This is a genomic window from Vibrio sp. 10N.222.49.C12, assembly GCF_041475025.1.
GTDB classification, from domain to species: Bacteria; Pseudomonadota; Gammaproteobacteria; order Enterobacterales; family Vibrionaceae; genus Vibrio; species Vibrio crassostreae_C.
This window is the reverse complement of the sequence record NZ_JBFRVF010000063.1, coordinates 1-19737: the sequence shown is the minus strand read 5'-3', so window position 1 is coordinate 19737 and position 19737 is coordinate 1. Positions and strand designations below refer to the sequence as shown.

General features: G+C 46.6%; 11 protein-coding genes. 9 read left to right on the top strand and 2 right to left on the bottom strand.

Annotation, left to right across the window (positions count from 1 at the left end; genetic code table 11):
• Positions 1 to 72 precede the first annotated feature (72 nt).
• Positions 73 to 1824, bottom strand: a complete 1752-nt coding sequence (locus tag AB4583_RS17530; RefSeq protein ID WP_136978406.1) for a diguanylate cyclase domain-containing protein — start codon at positions 1822 to 1824, stop codon at positions 73 to 75.
• Positions 1825 to 1915: 91 nt separating this feature from the next.
• On the bottom strand, positions 1916 to 2869 hold the full coding sequence (locus AB4583_RS17525; RefSeq protein ID WP_017062887.1) for a TIGR01212 family radical SAM protein: 954 nt from the start codon (positions 2867 to 2869) through the stop codon (positions 1916 to 1918).
• 529 nt (positions 2870 to 3398) lie between these two features.
• Between AB4583_RS17525 and gltB (AB4583_RS17520) the strand changes: the two genes are divergently transcribed.
• The 9 genes from gltB (AB4583_RS17520) (at position 3399) to AB4583_RS17480 (ending at position 19687) form a co-directional block, all read left to right on the top strand.
• Positions 3399 to 7946 (top strand): glutamate synthase large subunit, encoded by a 4548-nt coding sequence (gene gltB, locus AB4583_RS17520; protein ID WP_372083386.1) that lies wholly within the window; start codon positions 3399 to 3401, stop codon positions 7944 to 7946.
• Positions 7946 to 9415 (top strand): glutamate synthase subunit beta, encoded by a 1470-nt coding sequence (locus AB4583_RS17515; RefSeq protein ID WP_017070082.1) that lies wholly within the window; start codon positions 7946 to 7948, stop codon positions 9413 to 9415. Before gltB (AB4583_RS17520) ends, AB4583_RS17515 begins: the two co-directional genes overlap by 1 nt.
• A gap of 428 nt (positions 9416 to 9843) precedes the next feature.
• Complete coding sequence (gltB, locus tag AB4583_RS17510) at positions 9844 to 14307, top strand: glutamate synthase large subunit (protein WP_372118546.1); 4464 nt, start codon at positions 9844 to 9846, stop codon at positions 14305 to 14307.
• A gap of 16 nt (positions 14308 to 14323) precedes the next feature.
• Positions 14324 to 15736, top strand: a complete 1413-nt coding sequence (locus AB4583_RS17505; RefSeq protein ID WP_372118544.1) for an FAD-dependent oxidoreductase — start codon at positions 14324 to 14326, stop codon at positions 15734 to 15736.
• Positions 15737 to 15908: 172 nt separating this feature from the next.
• Positions 15909 to 16337: a DUF1499 domain-containing protein gene (locus tag AB4583_RS17500; protein WP_017059301.1), complete on the top strand. Its 429-nt coding sequence runs from the start codon at positions 15909 to 15911 to the stop codon at positions 16335 to 16337.
• A gap of 127 nt (positions 16338 to 16464) precedes the next feature.
• Positions 16465 to 17160, top strand: a complete 696-nt coding sequence (mtnN, locus tag AB4583_RS17495) for a 5'-methylthioadenosine/S-adenosylhomocysteine nucleosidase (RefSeq protein ID WP_372118541.1) — start codon at positions 16465 to 16467, stop codon at positions 17158 to 17160.
• 10 nt (positions 17161 to 17170) lie between these two features.
• Positions 17171 to 18124, top strand: coding sequence for a cobalamin biosynthesis family protein (locus AB4583_RS17490; protein ID WP_102332777.1), 954 nt, complete (start codon positions 17171 to 17173; stop codon positions 18122 to 18124).
• Position 18125: 1 nt separating this feature from the next.
• Positions 18126 to 18995, top strand: a complete 870-nt coding sequence (gene btuF / locus AB4583_RS17485; RefSeq protein WP_372118538.1) for a vitamin B12 ABC transporter substrate-binding protein BtuF — start codon at positions 18126 to 18128, stop codon at positions 18993 to 18995.
• A 74-nt stretch (positions 18996 to 19069) separates the two neighbouring features.
• A complete protein-coding gene (locus tag AB4583_RS17480; RefSeq protein WP_017062893.1) occupies positions 19070 to 19687 on the top strand; it encodes a TRIC cation channel family protein in 618 nt (205 codons plus the stop codon).
• The last annotated feature ends 50 nt before the right edge of the window (positions 19688 to 19737 follow it).

Sequence of the window (19737 nt, the reverse complement as noted above, 5' to 3'; positions counted from 1 at the left end):
GGTTAATTAACCAATACAAATACTAACTAAGCAAAAATAGCCGGGGATAATCAAATTGCCAATTTTATAGCGTTAGCGAATTGAGTATGGATGCACCATTGAACGGTTGCGACCGTCTGATTTCGCTTGATACAACGCACTATCAGCCAAGGCAACAGCCGATTCCATTTCATCATCAGGTGTAGGAATGTAAGAGATAATACCAATACTCACCGTGATGAATTCAGAGACTGTCGACTTCTCATGCGCAAGTTCCAATTTTAGGACTTCATCATGAATACGCTGCGCCACCAGCTGAGCACCTTCGGTCGTTGTATTTGGCAGAATAAAGCCGAACTCTTCACCACCATAACGAGCCACACAATCAGATGAACGATTCAACACCTGCTTAAATGCCTGAGAAACCTGAATCAAAGCATCATCGCCTTGTTGGTGTCCGTAAAAGTCGTTGTAGCCTTTAAAGAAGTCGATATCACATAGCATGATCGTCAGTGGCAGCTTCTCACGCACATGATAATGCCACAGTGTAGAGAGCTGTTCATCGAAACGACGTCGGTTAGACACTTTAGTCAGGCTATCCATAAAGCTGAGGCGTTCAAGTTCAAGGTTGGCTTCTTCAAGCTTTTGTTCTGCTAGATAACGCTCTGTAATATCACGCGCCATGATCAACACACCATTAGTGCTCGATGCTGGATCTCTAAACGGTGATTTGACTACATCATACCAAGTAAATGTTCCATCACTTGAGACCACTTTGTCGATATAACGCAGTGATTTACTTTGATGAAGCACTTGATGATCGGTTTCTGATATTCGCGTATAGATGCTATGTGGCACCACATCTTGTAAACGTTTACCGATCAAGTCACTGACTTCAGAGATACCCAGCGCAGCCACAAATGGTTTATTACACGCTTGATAAACCATGTTTTCATTAAAGATACCAATCGAGTCTGGGCTGGCCTCCAGGAGGTTTTGCAAGATGGTGTCACGCTGCGCAAGTGCCACTTCGGTATCTTTTCGCTTCTCCATCTCGCCACGCAGTTTCTGCTGCATGTCATGCCAATCGGTCACATCATGACTAATAGAGAGCGTGCCGATGGTTTCTCCATCTTGGGAAAGCAGCACACTTTGGTAGGTTTCAAGCAAGCAGCTTTTTCCATCTTGATCTGTAGTCCAAGAGCGTTCACTTACACGACCTTTTAATACTCCACCAGAAACACTCAGGGTGCCCTCTTCAGCACGACCATGCCAAAACTTTTTAAACGAGCGATTACTCGTCACTAACTGACCTTTCTGATCTTTCACGTAGATCAGCTCAGACAAAGAATCCAAAGCGGTACGAGCAACATTCAGTTCTCGAACTTCTTGGGACAGTTCTTCGTTAGTGTTTTTATAAGGTGAGGCGTGAATCATCCAAGCCTGCTTATTTCTAAAATGGATCTTACGACCGATCAAGTTGATCTTGAACGACTCAAATTCAGAAAGCGCCCACAGGGAGACCTGCTCGAAGGCTCGAGAGTTGATGTGGTTGGTTAAGTAGTGACGAAAGCTGTTCTCGCTTTCCACAGTAGGAAAGCGAAAATTAACACCGATTTGGCGGATACCAAGCAACTGCATGGCTTGGCGATTGGCATAGAGTATTTCGCCACTTCGAACATCAACAAAGTAGAGTGGCGACGGGGTAGCAAGTAGAAGCATTTCGATATGCGACTGATAACGAGAATAGAGATGCCAGCAGATGAGAGCAATCAGCAATACAACAACGATATAAATACCGTAGCCATACGCCCTGTCCCACAACCAAGTCATTACCAGTTCCATTTACTCTCAATCTATACCATAAAATCTGCTAGGGAAATGTTACCACTATTTATTGGTTTTATCTGCTGTTACCTACAGTCACCCATTTCTATTAATTGGCCGCGTTTAAAACAGGCAACGTGTACTCGAATGCAGAGCCCGTTTTGATGCCTTGAGCACCGGTTTTATCCAACGAACGACCTATTTCAGTCATCGCTAACCAGCGGTTCTCACACCATAAAGGAGAAAGTAAGGTTGGGCGTCTCGCCGCTGAAGAAACACGGTGATAAACCACGTCCGCAGGCGTGCGTTGAATGATCTCACTCGCGATATCGATGTACTCTTCAAGGCTTGGGGCTTCTAGCTTTCCGGCCTTCCACGCCTTAGCCATGGTACTGCCCTCTACTATATGAAGGCCGTGCAGCTTAATACCATCGGTGCCAACGGCTAATACCTTGTCTAAGGTTTCAAGGTTATCCGCTTTGGTTTCTTTTGGTAGGCCAACAATCAGATGAGTACACACCTTGATACCTAAAGCGCGTGCGCGTTGGGTGATCGTTTCATACACTGCAAAATCGTGGCCGCGGTTAATTCGCTTGAGGGTTTTATCATTGGCGGTTTGCAGGCCAAGCTCGAGCCAAATCTCATAGCCTTGTTTAACGTAGCCCGCTAACAGATCCAACACCGCATCAGGCACACAGTCTGGTCGCGTACCAACACAAAGGCCGACGATCTCTGCACCGGGTGCTTTTAGCGCCTCTTCATACATATTCTTGAGCACTTGCACCTCAGCATAAGTGCTGGTGTACGCCTGAAAGTAAGCCAGATACTTCTTAGCACGAGCAATTTCACCCGCACGATCTTTTAGTTGTTCTGCAATACTCTGAACCTGAGTTTGTTCATCGGCAAAGGAAGCCACGTTACAAAACGTGCAACCTCCACGGCCAATTGTCCCGTCTCGGTTTGGGCAGCTGAAACCACCATGAAGCGTCAGCTTGTGAACCTTCTCGCCATAACGGCGTTGAAGGTCTTGGCCGATAGTATTGACCAACTCGTGTAATTGCATATTTTCAAAGCACTCAAGTAAATAAGAATGAATATCAGTCTTTTTTGAAAAAAAATTACATCCCTGCAAAATTCGACCAATTAGTTTACTCAAGGCTTTTTGCGAGCAACCTAACAAATATCAATAAACATGCAAAAAATCGGCTCTATTTGCCTAATGTTGCACATTTGTTAGGCATTAAATTCAAAATAAAACGAAAAAAATGGTCTACATGGGTCAACTTTCATTGCAATTCGCCTAGACAAAATTGTAGGATACTTACACATATTGGCTATTTTTGAGTATTTACTTACAACGAAAACTTGCTAATAAGTCGGTGATATCTAACTCCCACCTATATAAACCACTAGTTTGTGGTTAAAAATAAACAGGTATCACTAAGGATTGTTTTTCTCGCAATACTTTTCCTGCGAGATACGGAAAGGATTCAAACCGCCAGCATAGGCAGGTTTAGACCCATAAATATAAAAGGACAAGGCTGACTTTATACAAATAAGTTGCGCCTAGATTTAACTGGAAGGATGTATCTATGGTAGATCAAGAGCAGAACTCACAGGGTCTGTATACTCCTGAATTGGAGCATGACGCTTGTGGTATCGGTTTTGTTGCGCATCTAAAGAATCGCAAATCTCATGATGTAGTAACTCAAGCACTCGATATGCTTGCACGTATGGAACACCGTGGCGGCCAAGGCTGCGATCCGTGTTCTGGTGATGGTGCAGGTATCCTGCTACAGAAGCCGCACGAATTCTTACTAGAAGAAGCCGTAAAGCTTGGAATTAAGCTGCCATCTTTTGAAAAATATGGTGTTGGTGTTGTACTTTTCCCTAAAGATGAACACAAACGTGCACAGTGTCGTGACATTCTAGAACGCAATGCACAACGCCTTGAGTTAGAAGTTATCGGTTACCGTGAACTTCCAACGGACAATTCAATGATTGGTGCTGACCCACTAAGCACTGAACCTCAATTTGAACACGTATTTATTTCTGGCGGCCCTGGTATCACACCAGAAGAGCTTGAGCGTAAACTGTATGTTCTACGTAACTACACGGTTCGTGTATGCCTAGAAAGCGTTTCAAATATCGGTGATGACTTCTACATCAACTCTATGTCTTACAAGACATTGGTGTACAAAGGTCAGCTAACAACTGAACAAGTTCCTCAGTACTTCCTAGATCTGCAAAACCCAACCATGGTGACAGCTCTAGCACTAGTACACTCTCGCTTCTCTACCAATACATTCCCACGTTGGCGTCTAGCTCAGCCTTTCCGTTACATCGCGCACAATGGCGAAATCAATACGGTTCGCGGCAACCTGAACTGGATGAAAGCACGTGAAGCAATCCTAGAATCGGATCTGTTTACACAAGCTGAAATCGACATGCTGCTTCCTATCTGTCAGGAAGGTAGTTCGGATTCATCAAACTTCGATATGGCACTTGAGCTACTTGTTCTTTCAGGTCGTACTCTGCCACACGCGTTGATGATGATGATCCCGGAAGCATGGCAAGAAAACAAAAACATGGATCCAACTCGTCGTGCGTTCTACCAGTACCACGCGAACGTAATGGAACCATGGGATGGCCCAGCATCAGTATGTTTCACCGATGGTGTTCAAGTAGGTGCAACACTTGACCGTAACGGTCTGCGTCCTTCTCGCTACACAGTAACTAAAGACGACTTCCTAGTAATGGCGTCTGAGTCTGGTGTTGTTGAGATTGCACCTGAAAACGTTGAGTACCGTGGTCGTCTACAACCAGGTCGTATCTTCGTAGCTGACCTTGAGCAAGGCCGCATCATTTCTGATGAAGAAGTGAAAGACAGCATTGCTAAAGCACAACCTTACGAAAAGTGGGTTGAAGAGAACCTTCTGAGCCTGAAAAAGCTACCGGATGCGAGCAACGAATTTAGCCAACCTTCTCCAGAGAAACTACTACACAAACAACAATCGTTTGGCGTGAGTTCTGAAGAAGTAAACGAAATCATTCTACCTCTTGCGAAAACAGGCTACGAGCCACTTTCTGCAATGGGTGCTGACTGGCCGCTAGCGATTCTTTCTCACCAATCGCAGCACCTTTCAAACTACTTCAAACAGTTGTTTGCACAAGTAACTAACCCGCCGATCGACCCGATTCGTGAGCGCATGGTTATGTCTCTGAACACTTACCTAGGTAAAGACCAGAACTTACTTGCTGAAACACCTGAGCACTGTCAAAAAGTAGAACTTGAGTCTCCAGTACTGTCTAACTCTGAGTTAGAAAAACTGCGTGCAATCGATAACGAGCACCTTCAGGCGAAGACGCTGGATATCGTATTCCAAGCAAATGGCGACCAAGGTAAGTTAGAGCGCGCACTTAAGCGTATCTGCCAATACGCAGAAGACGCAGTGATTGATGGCTACTCTATCATCCTACTGACAGACCGTGCGGTTAACTCTAACCATGCCGCTATTCCAGCAATGCTGGCGGTTGGCGCGGTTCACCACCACCTAATCCGTAAAGGTCTACGTGCTAAGTGTGACATCGTTGTTGAAACGGGCGACGCTCGTGAGACACACCACTTTGCAACGCTTATCGGTTATGGTGCAAACGCAGTTAACCCATACCTAGTTATTGAAACGATTGTTGAACTGCAACGTACCAAGAAGCTAGATCCAAACGTACACCCACGTGAGTTATTCGATAACTACCGTAAAGGTGTTAACGGCGGTCTACTTAAGATCTTCTCTAAGATGGGGATCTCTACGCTGCAGTCTTACCACGGTGCACAAATCTTTGAAGCACTTGGTGTTAGCAAATCAGTGGTTGAAAAATACTTCACAGGTACTGTTTCTCGTATCCAAGGTCTAACGATCGACGATATCGCGCGAGAAGTATTGGTTCGTCACCGTGTTGGTTACCCAGCTCGTGAAATTCCAGCTCAGATCCTTGATGTTGGTGGTGTTTACCAGTGGAAACAACGTGGTGAGAAACACTTATTCAACCCAGAAACGATTTCTCTACTTCAAGAATCGACGCGTAACAAAGATTACGGTCAGTTCAAGAAGTACGCAAAAGCAGTTGATGACCAAGGCGACAACGCAGCAACGCTACGTAGCCAACTGGACTTCATCAAGAACCCTGCAGGCTCTATTCCTCTAGCAGAAGTAGAACCAATCGAGAACATTCTTAAGCGTTTCGCAACCGGCGCAATGAGCTTTGGTTCAATCTCGCATGAGGCTCACTCAACACTGGCTGTTGCGATGAACCGCATTGGCGCGAAATCAAACTCAGGTGAAGGTGGTGAAGATCCAGCACGTTTCGAACGTAAAGAAAACGGCGACTGGGAACGTTCAGCAATCAAACAGGTGGCTTCTGGTCGCTTTGGTGTAACGTCTTACTACCTATCTAACGCTGATGAGCTACAAATCAAGATGGCTCAAGGTGCGAAACCGGGCGAAGGTGGTCAACTACCTGGTGATAAGGTTGATGACTGGATCGGCGCAACGCGTCACTCGACTCCGGGCGTAGGTCTTATCTCGCCACCGCCACACCACGATATCTACTCAATCGAAGATTTGGCTCAGCTGATCTACGATCTGAAAAACGCGAACCGTAACGGTCGTGTCAACGTGAAGCTAGTATCAGAAGCTGGCGTAGGTACGATTGCATCGGGTGTAGCGAAAGCGAAAGCTGACGTGGTACTTATCGCAGGTTTTGATGGTGGTACGGGTGCATCTCCGATGTCTTCTATCCGTCACACAGGTCTGCCTTGGGAACTAGGTCTAGCAGAAACGCACCAAACACTACTGAAAAACGGCCTACGTAACCGTATCGTTGTTCAGTCTGATGGTCAGATGAAAACACCACGTGACCTTGCAGTAGCAACGTTACTTGGCGCGGAAGAATGGGGCGTAGCAACAGCAGCATTGGTTGTTGAAGGCTGTATCATGATGCGTAAGTGTCACAAGAATACCTGTCCTGTTGGTATCGCAACACAAAACAAAACTCTGCGTGAGCGTTTCGACGGCCGCGTAGAAGACGTAGTGACTTTCTTCCAATACATGGCTGAAGGTCTGCGTGAAGTAATGGCTGAACTTGGCTTCCGCTCTATCGATGAGATGGTAGGTCAATCGCACAAACTTAAAGTTCGTGACGACATCGGCCACTGGAAGTACAAGAACCTAGATCTAACACCTGTACTGCACATTGAGCAGGCTCGTGAAGAAGATGGTATCTACAACCAGACACAACAAAACCACAACCTAGAAGACGTTCTAGACCGCAAGTTGATTCAAGCGGCAATTCCAGCGCTTGAGAAAGGTGAAACCGTGAATGCGACCTTCCCTATCATCAACACAGACCGCTCTGCTGGTACCATGCTGTCGAACGAAATCTCGAAGGTTTACAAAGACCAAGGTTTACCACAACCAATGAACGTTAAGTTCCACGGTAGTGCTGGCCAATCTTTCGGTGCGTTCCTTGCGAAAGGCGTTAAGTTCGAAGTAGAAGGCGACGCGAACGATTACTGGGGTAAAGGTCTGTCTGGCGGTACTTTGGTACTGTACCCAGATGCGAAATCTTCTATCGTTGCTGAAGATAACATCGTGGTTGGTAACGTATGTTTCTACGGTGCAACCTCAGGTGAATCTTTCATTCGCGGTATGGCTGGTGAACGTTTCTGTGTTCGTAACTCAGGTGCGAAGGTTGTTGTTGAGGGCGTTGGTGACCACGGTTGTGAATACATGACTGGCGGTGTTGCCGTTATCCTTGGCTCAACAGGTCGTAACTTTGCTGCGGGTATGAGTGGCGGTGTCGCTTATGTTTGGGACAAAGCTGGTGACTTCGAAACCAAGCTTAACCCAGAACTTGTAGACCTAGATCCAATTGAACAAGAAGATAAAGATCTTCTACTAGATATGCTAACCAAGCACGTTGAATTCACAGGAAGTGAAGTTGCTCAGTCTTTCCTAGACAACTTTGAAGCAAGTATTGCATCACTGATTAAAGTTATGCCACGCGACTACAAAGCAGTTCTTGAGAAGCGTAAAGCTGAAGCACAACAGGCACAAACGGAAGAAGTGGAGGCAGTATAATGGGTAAGCCTACTGGATTTTTAGAACACGGTCGCGAGCTTCCAAAGAAGCTCGACCCATCGGTTCGTATCGAAGACAACAAAGAGTTCGTACTTAACGAAGAGTTTGGTGACAAGATCAATACTCAAGCATCTCGTTGTATGGACTGTGGCGTACCTTTCTGTCACAGCGGTTGTCCGATTGGTAACATCATCCCAGAATTCAATGATGCGGTTTACCGTGACAGCTGGGAAGAGGCTTGGAACATCCTAAGCTCTACCAACAACTTCCCTGAGTTTACCGGTCGTGTTTGTCCTGCTCCTTGTGAAAGTGCCTGTGTTCTTGGTATCAACCAAGACCCAATCACTATCTGTAATATCGAGAAAACGATTGTCGAAACTGCGTACCGTGAAGGGTACGCAAAACCTAAAACACCACGCTCTCGCACAGGTAAAACTGTCGCAGTTATCGGTTCAGGTCCTGCTGGCCTAGCCGCAGCTGAGCAGCTAAACAGCGCTGGTCACTCGGTAACGGTATTTGAACGTGACGAGAAAGTCGGTGGTCTACTTCGCTTCGGTATCCCAGATTTCAAACTGGGTATGGACGTGATTGATCGTAAGATCAACTTAATGGCTGAAGCTGGCGTTGAGTTTAAAGTTAACCAACACATCGGTGTTGATGTTAATGCTCAACAGTTACGCCAAGAGTTTGATGTGGTATTGCTAACGGGTGGTTCTACGGTTCCACGCGACTTGCCAATCCCTGGTCGTGAGTTGAAAGGCGTTCACTTTGCCATGGAATTCCTTGGTCAAAACAACCGCCGTGCTAACAACCTAGATCTTAAAACAGAAGAGATTCACGCTAAAGATAAGCACGTTGTGGTTATCGGTGGTGGTGATACTGGTTCTGACTGTGTGGGCACATCAAACCGTCATAAGGCAGCGAGCATTACTCAGGTTGAGATCATGCCGATCCCACCAGAGAAGCGCCCTGCAAACATGCCTTGGCCTCAATACCCAATGATCATGAAAACCACCACTTCTCACGAAGAAGGTTGTGAACGTCACTGGAACATCTTAACCAAAGAGTTCATCGGTAACGAGCAAGGTCAAGTGACGGGTCTACGTATTGCTGACATCGTTTGGCAAGATGCGAAACCAGGTGAGCGTCCAGGCTTTGATGAAGTCGCGAACTCTGAACGTGTTATTCCTTGTGACATGGCATTCCTAGCAATGGGCTTCTTACACCCGGAGCCAACCGGCGTGCTTGCTCAACTAGACATTAAACTGGACGAGCGCGGTAACGTCGCTTCTGAAGGTTTTGCAACGAACCAGAAAGGCGTTTTCGCTGCTGGTGATATGCGTACTGGTCAATCTCTAGTTGTACGTTGTATTAATGAAGGTCGTGAATGTGCAATTGCGATTGATGACTTCTTAATGGGTAACTCAAACTTAGAAGCGAAAGCTGATTCACTCATGCTTTCCGCATAATATTTCTCGGGCTAACGTCAATTACGTTAGCCTAGAGGAAAAGCAATACCCTTCCTAACTTTTATATTTGGCTAGCACTCGATGCTAGCCTTTTTTCTATCTGGCCTTTGGCGTTTTCAAAATCATCCTGTTGTATATGTTAAATCTCGTTAACATTCACCTTATATATCTCATTGATATCCATCGACTATTTTAGATTATTAAGTGGCTAATCGCGTTTATGCATGATAATTAACCATGAACTTGACCTTAAACACAATTAGCTATACGTTGTAAAGCTGATGAAAATAAAATCAATCGGTTTTGTTAACACAACCAATAACGTTTTAACTGGCTAAAGCAAACTATCAGTTTATAAAAAACAACAAGTACATGAATAGTTAGTCATTTACTGTCTGGATGACAGAGAAGCAAAAGGGAGAATTGCAATGGCTCTATATGATCCTAGTCTTGAAAAAGACAACTGTGGATTTGGTTTAATAGCGCAAATGGAAGGCCAACCTAGTCATAAGTTGGTAAGAACTGCTATTTCAGCCCTAGATCGCATGACACACCGTGGTGGTATCGCCGCGGATGGTAAAACCGGAGATGGCTGTGGCTTATTACTACAGAAGCCAGACTCTTACCTCAGAATTATCGCAGAAGAGAATAACTTCAACCTCGGCAAGCAATACGCTGTCGGCATGATTTTCTTCAGCCAAGACCCAATCAAAGCGCAATCTGCGCAAGACATCGTCAATAAAGAGCTCGCTCAAGAGACACTCACCGTCGCAGGTTGGCGTGTCGTGCCGACTAACACCGACGTTTTGGGGCCAATCGCAAAAGATTCTGTTCCAAACATTCAACAAGTCTTTATCTCAGCACCTGCAGGCTGGCGTGAGCGTGACATCGAACGCCGCCTATATATTGCTCGTCGCAGAATTGAAAAGCAGATCACCGAAGACAAAGATTTCTATATTTGTAGCCTTTCGACACAAGTCATGGTTTACAAAGGCTTGTGTATGCCGGCCGATCTTCCGCGATTTTACCTCGATCTTGCTGACTTACGTATGGAATCGGCGATATGTCTGTTCCACCAGCGTTTCTCAACCAATACTCAACCACGTTGGCCACTGGCTCAACCATTCCGCTATTTAGCACACAATGGTGAGATCAATACCATTGAAGGTAACCGTCAGTGGGCTAAGGCTCGTGCCTATAAATTCTCTTCGCCGTTGCTGCCAGACTTACAAACCGCCGCCCCCTTTGTGAATGAGACAGGCTCAGATTCATCAAGCCTAGATAACATGCTCGACCTGTTCCTTGCCGGTGGTATGGATGTGTTCCGAGCGATGCGCATGCTTGTGCCGCCCGCTTGGCAAAACCACCCAGATATGGACCCAGATCTACGTGCATTCTACGACTTCAACTCAAAGCACATGGAACCGTGGGATGGTCCTGCTGGTATCGTACTTTCAGATGGTCGTTACGCTGCGTGTAACCTAGATAGAAACGGCCTGCGTCCTGCGCGTTATGTGATTACCAAAGACAATCTAATCACGCTCGCATCAGAAGTCGGTATCTGGAACTACGCACCGGATGAAGTCGCAGAGAAAGGCCGTGTTGGCCCGGGCGAACTGTTGGTAATAGATACTCGCCGCGGCAAGCTATGGCAATCTAATGAGATCGACAATGACCTCAAAGGCCGCCACCCATATAAAGAGTGGATGGAAAAGAACGTTCACAAGTTAACGCCATTTTCTGCGCTGCAAGATGACCAAGTGGGTAAGCGTAGCTTTGACGATGATACGCTCAAGACCTACCAAAAACAGTTTGCGATGAGCAACGAAGAGTCCGACCAAGTGCTGCGTGTGCTTGGTGATATGGGACAGGAAGCGGTAGGCTCAATGGGCGATGATACGCCGATGGCTGTGCTCTCTTCAAAAGAGCGTCTGGTTACTGATTACTTCCGCCAGAAATTTGCACAGGTCACCAACCCACCGATTGATCCACTGCGTGAAAAACACGTGATGTCTTTGGCGACCAGTATTGGTAAAGAGATGAACGTGTTCTGTGAAACAGACGGTCACGCCTATCGTGTCACGTTTGATTCACCAGTACTGCTTTACTCAGACATGCAGCAGCTTCTGCAGTTGAGTCAAAAACATTATCGTCATGTCATTCTCAGCATGCACTACGACCCGAATAACCAAGATCTAGAACAAGCAATCAAAGCAGTATGTGATAGCGCCGAACAAGAAGTCAGCGAAGGTGCGGTTTTAGTTGTGCTGTCGGACAAAGGTTTAGAGAAAGGAAAACTACCGATCCCTGCAGCCATGTTGGTTGGTGCGGTGCAAACAAGGCTTGCTGATACCAACCTGCGTTGTGATGCCAACATCGTTGTTGAGACAGCAACTGCGCGCGACCCACACCAATTTGCTGTGCTGCTTGGCTTCGGTGCAACCGCGGTTTACCCATACCTCGCTTATGAAGCGTTAGGTAAAATGTTGGATGATGGCTCTTTAGATAAAGATTATCGTGCCGCAATGCAAAATTACCAAAACGGCATCAACAAAGGTCTGTACAAGATCATGTCGAAGATGGGAATTTCAACCATTGCCTCTTATCGCTGTTCACAGCTTTTCGAAGCCATTGGCCTTCATTCCGATGTTGTTGAGCTCTGTTTCCGCGGAGTTACCACTCGAATCCAAGGCGCAAGCTTTAGCGATTTCCAGCAAGATATCTATAACTTATCTCGTAAAGCCTGGACTAAGCGTAAGCCAATCGAGCACGGTGGTTTACTCAAATACGTACACGGCGGCGAATATCACGCCTATAACCCTGATGTGGTTGGCACTCTGCAAACTGCAGTAAAAACAGGTGAGACATCGGATTATCTCTCTTTTGCTAAGCAAGTAAATGCTCGTCCAGCTGCGATGTTACGCGACTTAATGAGCCTCAAAAAAGCCGATCAGCCTCTACCACTAGAGCAAGTCGAGCCTAACAGCGATCTGTTTAAACGCTTCGACTCTGCGGCAATGTCGATCGGTGCTTTGAGCCCAGAAGCGCATGAAGCATTAGCAATGGCGATGAACCGCTTGGGTGGTTACTCAAACTCTGGTGAAGGTGGTGAAGACCCTCGACGCTTTGGTACTGACCGTAACTCTCGTATCAAGCAGATAGCTTCCGGTCGTTTTGGTGTGACGCCACATTACTTAACCAATGCGGATGTTTTGCAGATCAAGGTCGCGCAAGGTGCGAAGCCTGGAGAAGGTGGTCAACTGCCCGGCCATAAAGTTACCGCAGAAATCGCTAAGCTGAGATATTCAGTTCAAGGGGTGACACTGATCTCCCCTCCTCCACATCACGATATTTATTCTATCGAGGATCTAGCGCAGCTGATTTTCGACCTTAAACAAGTGAACCCTAAAGCCTTGGTTTCAGTAAAGTTAGTATCGGAACCGGGTGTAGGCACGATTGCAACTGGTGTAGCGAAAGCCTATGCCGATCTGATCACCATTTCTGGCTACGATGGCGGTACCGCGGCAAGCCCTCTAACCTCGGTAAAATACGCAGGTTGCCCTTGGGAGCTTGGCTTAGCAGAAACTCAACAAGCACTGGTTGCTAACGGGCTTCGTCATAAGATCCGCCTGCAAGTCGATGGTGGTTTAAAAACTGGCCTTGATGTGATTAAAGGTGCGATTCTCGGTGCAGAAAGCTTTGGTTTTGGTACCGCGCCAATGGTCGCAATGGGTTGTAAGTTCTTACGAATTTGTCACCTAAACAACTGTGCGACGGGTGTTGCGACTCAAGATGAAACACTACGCCGCGAATACTTCAAAGGCCTGCCAGACATGGTGGTGAACTACTTTACAGGCCTAGCCGATGAAGTTCGCCAATACCTTGCAGAACTCGGCGTAGAAAAACTCACGGACCTGATTGGTCGTACTGACTTACTTGAAGCCGTTCAAGGCCTCACCGCGAAACAGAACAAGCTCGATCTCTCTTCAATACTCGAAGCTCCGGTATCTCCAGAAGGTCACCCACTGTTTTGGACCGAGCCAAACGCACCATTTGATAAAGCTCAGCTCAACCAGCAGATTCTGGATGATGCACTCGATGCAATTGAGAAACGTCAATCCACCAGCCTTTACTACAACGTGATCAACACAGACCGCTCGATTGGTGCTCGTATCTCTGGTGAAATTGCTAAGCGATACGGCAACCAAGGGATGGCAGGTTCACCAATCAAGTTATATCTCGACGGTACCGCAGGTCAGTCTTTTGCGGTTTGGAACGCAGGCGGCGTTGAGCTTTACCTAACAGGCGATGCCAATGACTATGTTGGCAAAGGCATGGCTGGCGGCAAAGTGGTTATCAAGCCTCACCAAGGCACCGCATTTACTTGTAACGAAGCGACCATCATAGGCAACACCTGTTTGTATGGTGCAACCGGAGGCAAGCTATTTGCAGCAGGAACTGCAGGCGAGCGATTTGGCGTACGTAACTCAGGTACCGTCGCTGTGATTGAAGGCGCAGGCGACAACGCTTGTGAATACATGACAGGCGGTATTGTAGCGATTCTTGGCGCAACCGGAGTGAACTTCGGCGCAGGTATGACAGGTGGTTTTGCTTATGTGATGGATAAAAACGAAGACTTCCAAGGCCGAGTGAACAACGAATCGGTTGAGGCACTTTCTCTGTCTGATCTATACATCCACCAAGAACATCTGCGTGGCTTAATTGCAGAGCACTTAGAAGAGACTGGCTCAGTACACGCTGAAGCTATTCTGGCGAACTTTGATGAATGGATTCCGAAGTTCTACCTAGTGAAGCCGAAGACGGCGGACCTTAATACCTTGCTCGGTCATCAAAGCCGCAGCTCTGCTGAACTTCGTGTTCAAGCGCAATAATTGGAAGGAGCCAATAATGAGCCAGAATGTATACCAATTTATTGATGTGAATCGCGTAGATCCAGCGAAGAAACCAATCAAAATTCGTAAGATTGAGTTTGTAGAGATCTACGAACCTTTCACTAAACAGCAAGCGAAAGCGCAAGCAGACCGTTGTTTAGACTGTGGTAACCCATACTGTGAATGGAAATGTCCTGTTCACAACTACATCCCTCAGTGGCTTAAGCTTGCCAATGAAGGGCGCATTATCGAAGCCGCTGAACTGTCTCACCAAACCAACAGCCTGCCTGAGGTTTGCGGTCGAGTTTGCCCTCAAGACCGCTTGTGTGAGGGCTCTTGTACCCTCAATGACGATTTCGGTGCCGTAACCATTGGCAATATTGAAAAGTACATTACCGACAAAGCCTTTGAGATGGGTTGGAAGCCTGACATGTCTCACGTTGAGTGGACTGATAAAAAGGTCGCGATCATCGGTGCGGGGCCAGCAGGTCTAGCGGCGGCTGACATCCTAGTTCGTAATGGCGTAAAAGCCGTTGTGTTTGACCGCTATCCGGAGATCGGTGGCCTACTGACGTTTGGTATTCCATCGTTCAAGCTTGAGAAAGGCATCATGGAAAACCGTCGCCGTATCTTTAGTGGTATGGGTGTCGAATTTAAGATGAATACCGAAGTCGGTAAAGACGTTCAACTACAACAACTAGTCGATGACTACGACGCTGTTTTCCTTGGTGTCGGTACCTATAAAAACATGCGTGCTGGGTTAGATAACGAAGACGCACCGGGCCTTTATGATGCACTGCCATTCCTTGTTTCCAATACCTACAAGGTCATGGAACTGGATAACCCAACACCATTCATCGACATGAAAGGCAAAAAAGTGGTTGTGCTCGGTGGTGGTGATACGGCGATGGACTGCGTTCGAACCTCTATTCGTCAGAATGCGGCAGATGTGGTGTGTGCTTACCGCCGAGATGAAGCCAACATGCCAGGTTCTCGCCGTGAGGTAAAAAATGCACGTGAAGAGGGGGTGAAGTTCAAGTTCAACCTACAACCTATCGGCTTAGAGCTTAACAGCGCTGGTCATGTGGTTGGTGTGAAATTCGTGAAAACCGCTTTGGGTGAGCCTGATGAAGCAGGCCGTCGTCGTCCAGAACCTGTCGAAGGCAGTGAGCATGTTCTTGAGGCTGATGCCGTAATTATGGCATTTGGTTTCCAACCTCATACGATGGAATGGCTAGAACCTTTCGGTGTGGAGCTCGATCAGTGGGGTCGTATCAAGGCTCCCGGTAAACAAGAGTTTCAATACCAAACCACCAACAGCAAGATCTTTGCAGGTGGCGATGCGGTTCGAGGATCTGACTTGGTAGTAACCGCTATCGATGAGGGCCGTAAAGCCGCAGAAGGGATCTTGGATTACCTAGAAGTGTGACTAATCTAAGGTTTCCTTTATTACTCAGGCCGTTACTATAAAAAAGGGATCCAATGATGGATCCTTTTTTGAATTAGATACGTTTATCACAAGCATATCGAAAAATACGTAAAACAATCGCAAACAAGCCAATACCTATAACTACAATTAAAACAACGCCATAGGAAACATTATGAAAAAAGCAGCTCTCCTCTCGTTATCACTTTTAACGTTAACCGCTTGCAGCCAAGGAATCACGGACATGAAAGACAGAACTTCATCACCTTGTGGAGACAAACCAAACTGCGTATCAACTCAAGATGATCGTGAGCAACATGCATTGGCCGCGTTTGAGTTGTCAGATTCAGCGAGCTTAGATGCGATTGAGCAGGTTGCGCTAACCTTACCGGGATCAAAAACCGCGAGTAAAACAGAAGATTATCTGCGTGTTGAATGTACTTCGCGCATCATGCGTTTTGTCGATGACTTAGAACTTAAAATCACGGATGGCAAACTGATCGTGCGTTCAGAGTCTCGTACTGGCCATTCTGATTTTGGCGTAAACCGAAAACGAGCTGAACAACTTCGTGCTAGCTTGAAAAGCGAAGGCCTAATCAAATAGATAAAAGAATACGCAGATAAATCGCTACTATTCGGATGAGAAGTGCCTCTGGGCAGTCGCTCGACACTTCTTATCCATGCTACAATTTCGCTCTACTGTTTAAATATTATTTATTAAGAGACTACACATGAAAATCGGCATCATTGGCGCAATGGAGCAAGAAGTTGCGATCCTAAAAGCAGCAATTTCAGACATTACTGAAGTTAGTAAAGGCGGTTGTACCTTTTTCTCTGGTCAGCTAAATGGTGTTGACGTTGTTTTGCTTCAATCTGGCATTGGTAAAGTAGCAGCGGCTGTTGGTACTTCAATCCTACTAAGCGAATACCAACCAGATGTCGTTCTTAACACGGGCTCTGCTGGCGGTTTTGATTCAACACTGAACCTTGGCGATGTGGTTATCTCAACTGAAGTTCGTCACCACGATGCAGACGTTACAGCTTTCGGTTACGAAATCGGCCAAATGGCAGGTCAGCCTGCAGCGTTCAAAGCTGACGACAAACTGATGGCTGTTGCTGAACAAGCTCTAGCACAAATGGAAGATAAGCATGCCGTTCGCGGTCTTATCTGTACTGGCGACGCATTTGTTTGCACAGCAGAACGCCAAGAATTCATCCGCAAGCACTTCCCATCTGTTGTTGCTGTAGAGATGGAAGCATCGGCTATCGCTCAAGCTTGTCACCAATTCCAAGTACCATTCGTGGTTGTTCGTGCAATCTCTGACGTTGCAGACAAAGAATCACCAATGAGCTTCGAAGAGTTCCTGCCACTAGCAGCGCAAAGCTCTTCTGAAATGGTTATCAAGATGGTTGCCCTACTAAAGTAAGCGACTAGACATGCAAACACTGTTTGATCAGGTATTTGCAAATGGCGTGCTCCTTGTGATGTGGGGAGCACTGCTTTTTCATTTAATTTTACCTATCCCCCATGCCGCACACCCCACGACCTTATGGCATAAGTTTGCTGAGCTTTTAGCAAGCAAGGTTAATAACAACCACAACTATTCCCAAAGTTTAATCTCAGGCACATTAGCCTGGGGGTTAATGGTACTGCCAACTCTGGTTATTCTATTGGCACTGCAACCATTGGTTTGGCAATCTCAACTGTTTGAATTGGCACTGTTATTACTCGCGATTGATTGGCGCAATAATGAAAAGCTGGCTAACCAACTGATCAAAGTACTTGGCCGAGAAGATAAAGCGGCCGCTCGTCAGTTACTGGCTCCGATTGTCAACCGTCAAACCGAATCACTTTCGTCACTTGGCCTCGGCAAAGCCGCCACAGAAACCATAATCATGGGTTACGCTCGTAACGTAGTTTGTGTGTTGTTCTGGTACGCCATTGGTGGTGGAATCGCTGCGTTAATGTATCGCCTTGTGGTCGAGTTAGCTCGAGCTTGGTCGCCAAGTCGCAAGCAGTTTTCTCCTTTCGGCTCAACGGCAATCAAGATCGTCGCTATCCTAGAACTTATACCAATGCGCTTATTTGCCTTGATGATCGTCTTTGGTGATAAAGCAACGCACACATTTAAGATGATGCTAGTCCAAAGTCGCTCTTGGCCACTACCCGGCCCAGCCTGGTTAATCACGGCTGTTGGCAACAAGCTGGAGTTATCATTAGGTGGCCCTGCGATTTACGACAACACTAAAGCCATTCGCGCAAAATTAGGCGGAAGAATCGCACCGTCAGCTCTGCATCTATCTCAGGTTCAGAAACTACTCTTTGGTCGCATCGCTATCTGGATATTTTTACAAAGCCTAGCCTTACTATTTATTCACCAAGGGATTTAGAGTGAAACCTTCAGCACTTGTTACAAGCCTTACTATTTTGTCTTCCAGCTTATGGCTGCCTTTATCATTTGCAGAAGACGCACCACGGACTCAAGAACAAGTACAGCTGGCTCAACGCGTAGTCAGCCTTGCTCCTCATGCCACTGAACTCGCGTACAGCGCTGGTTTAGGCAACAACCTTGTTGCCGTAAGTGAACGAAGTGATTACCCACCACAAGCCGATAAGCTTGAAAAAGTGGCAAACTATCAAGGTATCAAGGTTGAGAAAATCATCGCACTTCAGCCTGATTTGATTCTTGCGTGGCCAGCGGGAAACCCGCCCAGAGAGCTCGCGAAACTAGAGCAATTTGGTTTTAATATTTACTACTCCAAGACCAAAAGCCTAGACAGTATCGCAACCAATATTGAACAACTGAGCGAATACGCTAGCGATCCAAGCATTGGCGAAAATAACGCTCAGCAATACAGAGAGCAGCTCAACGCGTTGAGACTAGAATACAAAGATGCCGAGCCAGTAAACTACTTCTACCAGCTCAGTGAAAAGCCGATCATCACTGTTGCTCAAGGACACTGGCCAAGTGAGGTGTTTGAGTTTTGTGGTGGCCACAATATTTTTGAAGACAGCGCCTCTCCCTATCCGCAAGTTGGTATTGAACAAGTTGTATTAAGAAAACCGCAAGTAATCTTCACTTCTCAGCACGCGATTGAGAATGGAACCATGTGGCAAACATGGGAAGATGAGATCCCAGCTGTCGCTCAAAATCAGATTTGGTCCCTCAATTCTGACTGGATTAATCGCCCGACAACGAGAACTTTGAAAGCGATCCAACAAGTGTGCGATTTCTTTGATAGAGCTAGGCAAAATCACTAACTATTTGCTGCGTTTTTTCGTACAATTCGCCACCGACCTGTCCCTACAATTTTAACTATAAGAGCACCAGTATCATGGACTCCATGCTGCTTTATATTATCGATTTATTTGGCACTGCCATCTTTGCCGTCTCAGGCGTATTTGTCGCTGGCCGTCTTAAGATGGATCCCTTTGGCGTCGCCGTTCTAGGCAGTGTAACCGCGATTGGCGGCGGCACAATTCGTGACATGGCATTGGGTGCAACTCCCGTGTTTTGGATCACCGATACCACCTACCTTTGGGTCATCATCATCACCTGTTTGCTGACCATGATTATTGTAAGACGCCCGAAACGTCTGGCTTGGTGGATATTGCCGGTATGTGATGCGATTGGCCTAGCGGTGTTTGTTGGCATTGGTGTAGAAAAAGCACTTATCTATCAAGATTCAGCACTAGTGGCGATCATCATGGGTGTCATCACCGGCTGCGGTGGCGGTATTATCCGCGACGTACTTGCCCGTGAAGTGCCTATGATTCTAAGAAGTGAAGTCTACGCGACCGCTTGTATCATTGGTGGTACTTTCCATACCATGGCGATCAGCATGGGGCACGATTCAGAAACTGCATTTCTGGCCGGCGTGTTCTCAACACTATTGATAAGGCTTGGCGCTATTCGTTGGCATTTATCATTGCCGACCTTCGCCATCAAATAAGCTAACGTTACAAAGTGAAAGGCTCCGTAAAGGCTGTCTCTTGATCACAA

Coding starts and splice junctions, on each gene's coding strand:
- AB4583_RS17480 (WP_017062893.1), top strand. CDS start 19,070: ATGGACTCCATGCTGCTTTATATTATCGATTTATTTGGCACTGCCATC.
- AB4583_RS17525 (WP_017062887.1), bottom strand. CDS start 2,869: ATGCAATTACACGAGTTGGTCAATACTATCGGCCAAGACCTTCAACGC.
- AB4583_RS17490 (WP_102332777.1), top strand. CDS start 17,171: ATGCAAACACTGTTTGATCAGGTATTTGCAAATGGCGTGCTCCTTGTG.
- gltB (WP_372118546.1), top strand. CDS start 9,844: ATGGCTCTATATGATCCTAGTCTTGAAAAAGACAACTGTGGATTTGGT.
- AB4583_RS17530 (WP_136978406.1), bottom strand. CDS start 1,824: ATGGAACTGGTAATGACTTGGTTGTGGGACAGGGCGTATGGCTACGGT.
- mtnN (WP_372118541.1), top strand. CDS start 16,465: ATGAAAATCGGCATCATTGGCGCAATGGAGCAAGAAGTTGCGATCCTA.
- gltB (WP_372083386.1), top strand. CDS start 3,399: ATGGTAGATCAAGAGCAGAACTCACAGGGTCTGTATACTCCTGAATTG.
- AB4583_RS17515 (WP_017070082.1), top strand. CDS start 7,946: ATGGGTAAGCCTACTGGATTTTTAGAACACGGTCGCGAGCTTCCAAAG.
- AB4583_RS17500 (WP_017059301.1), top strand. CDS start 15,909: ATGAAAAAAGCAGCTCTCCTCTCGTTATCACTTTTAACGTTAACCGCT.
- AB4583_RS17505 (WP_372118544.1), top strand. CDS start 14,324: ATGAGCCAGAATGTATACCAATTTATTGATGTGAATCGCGTAGATCCA.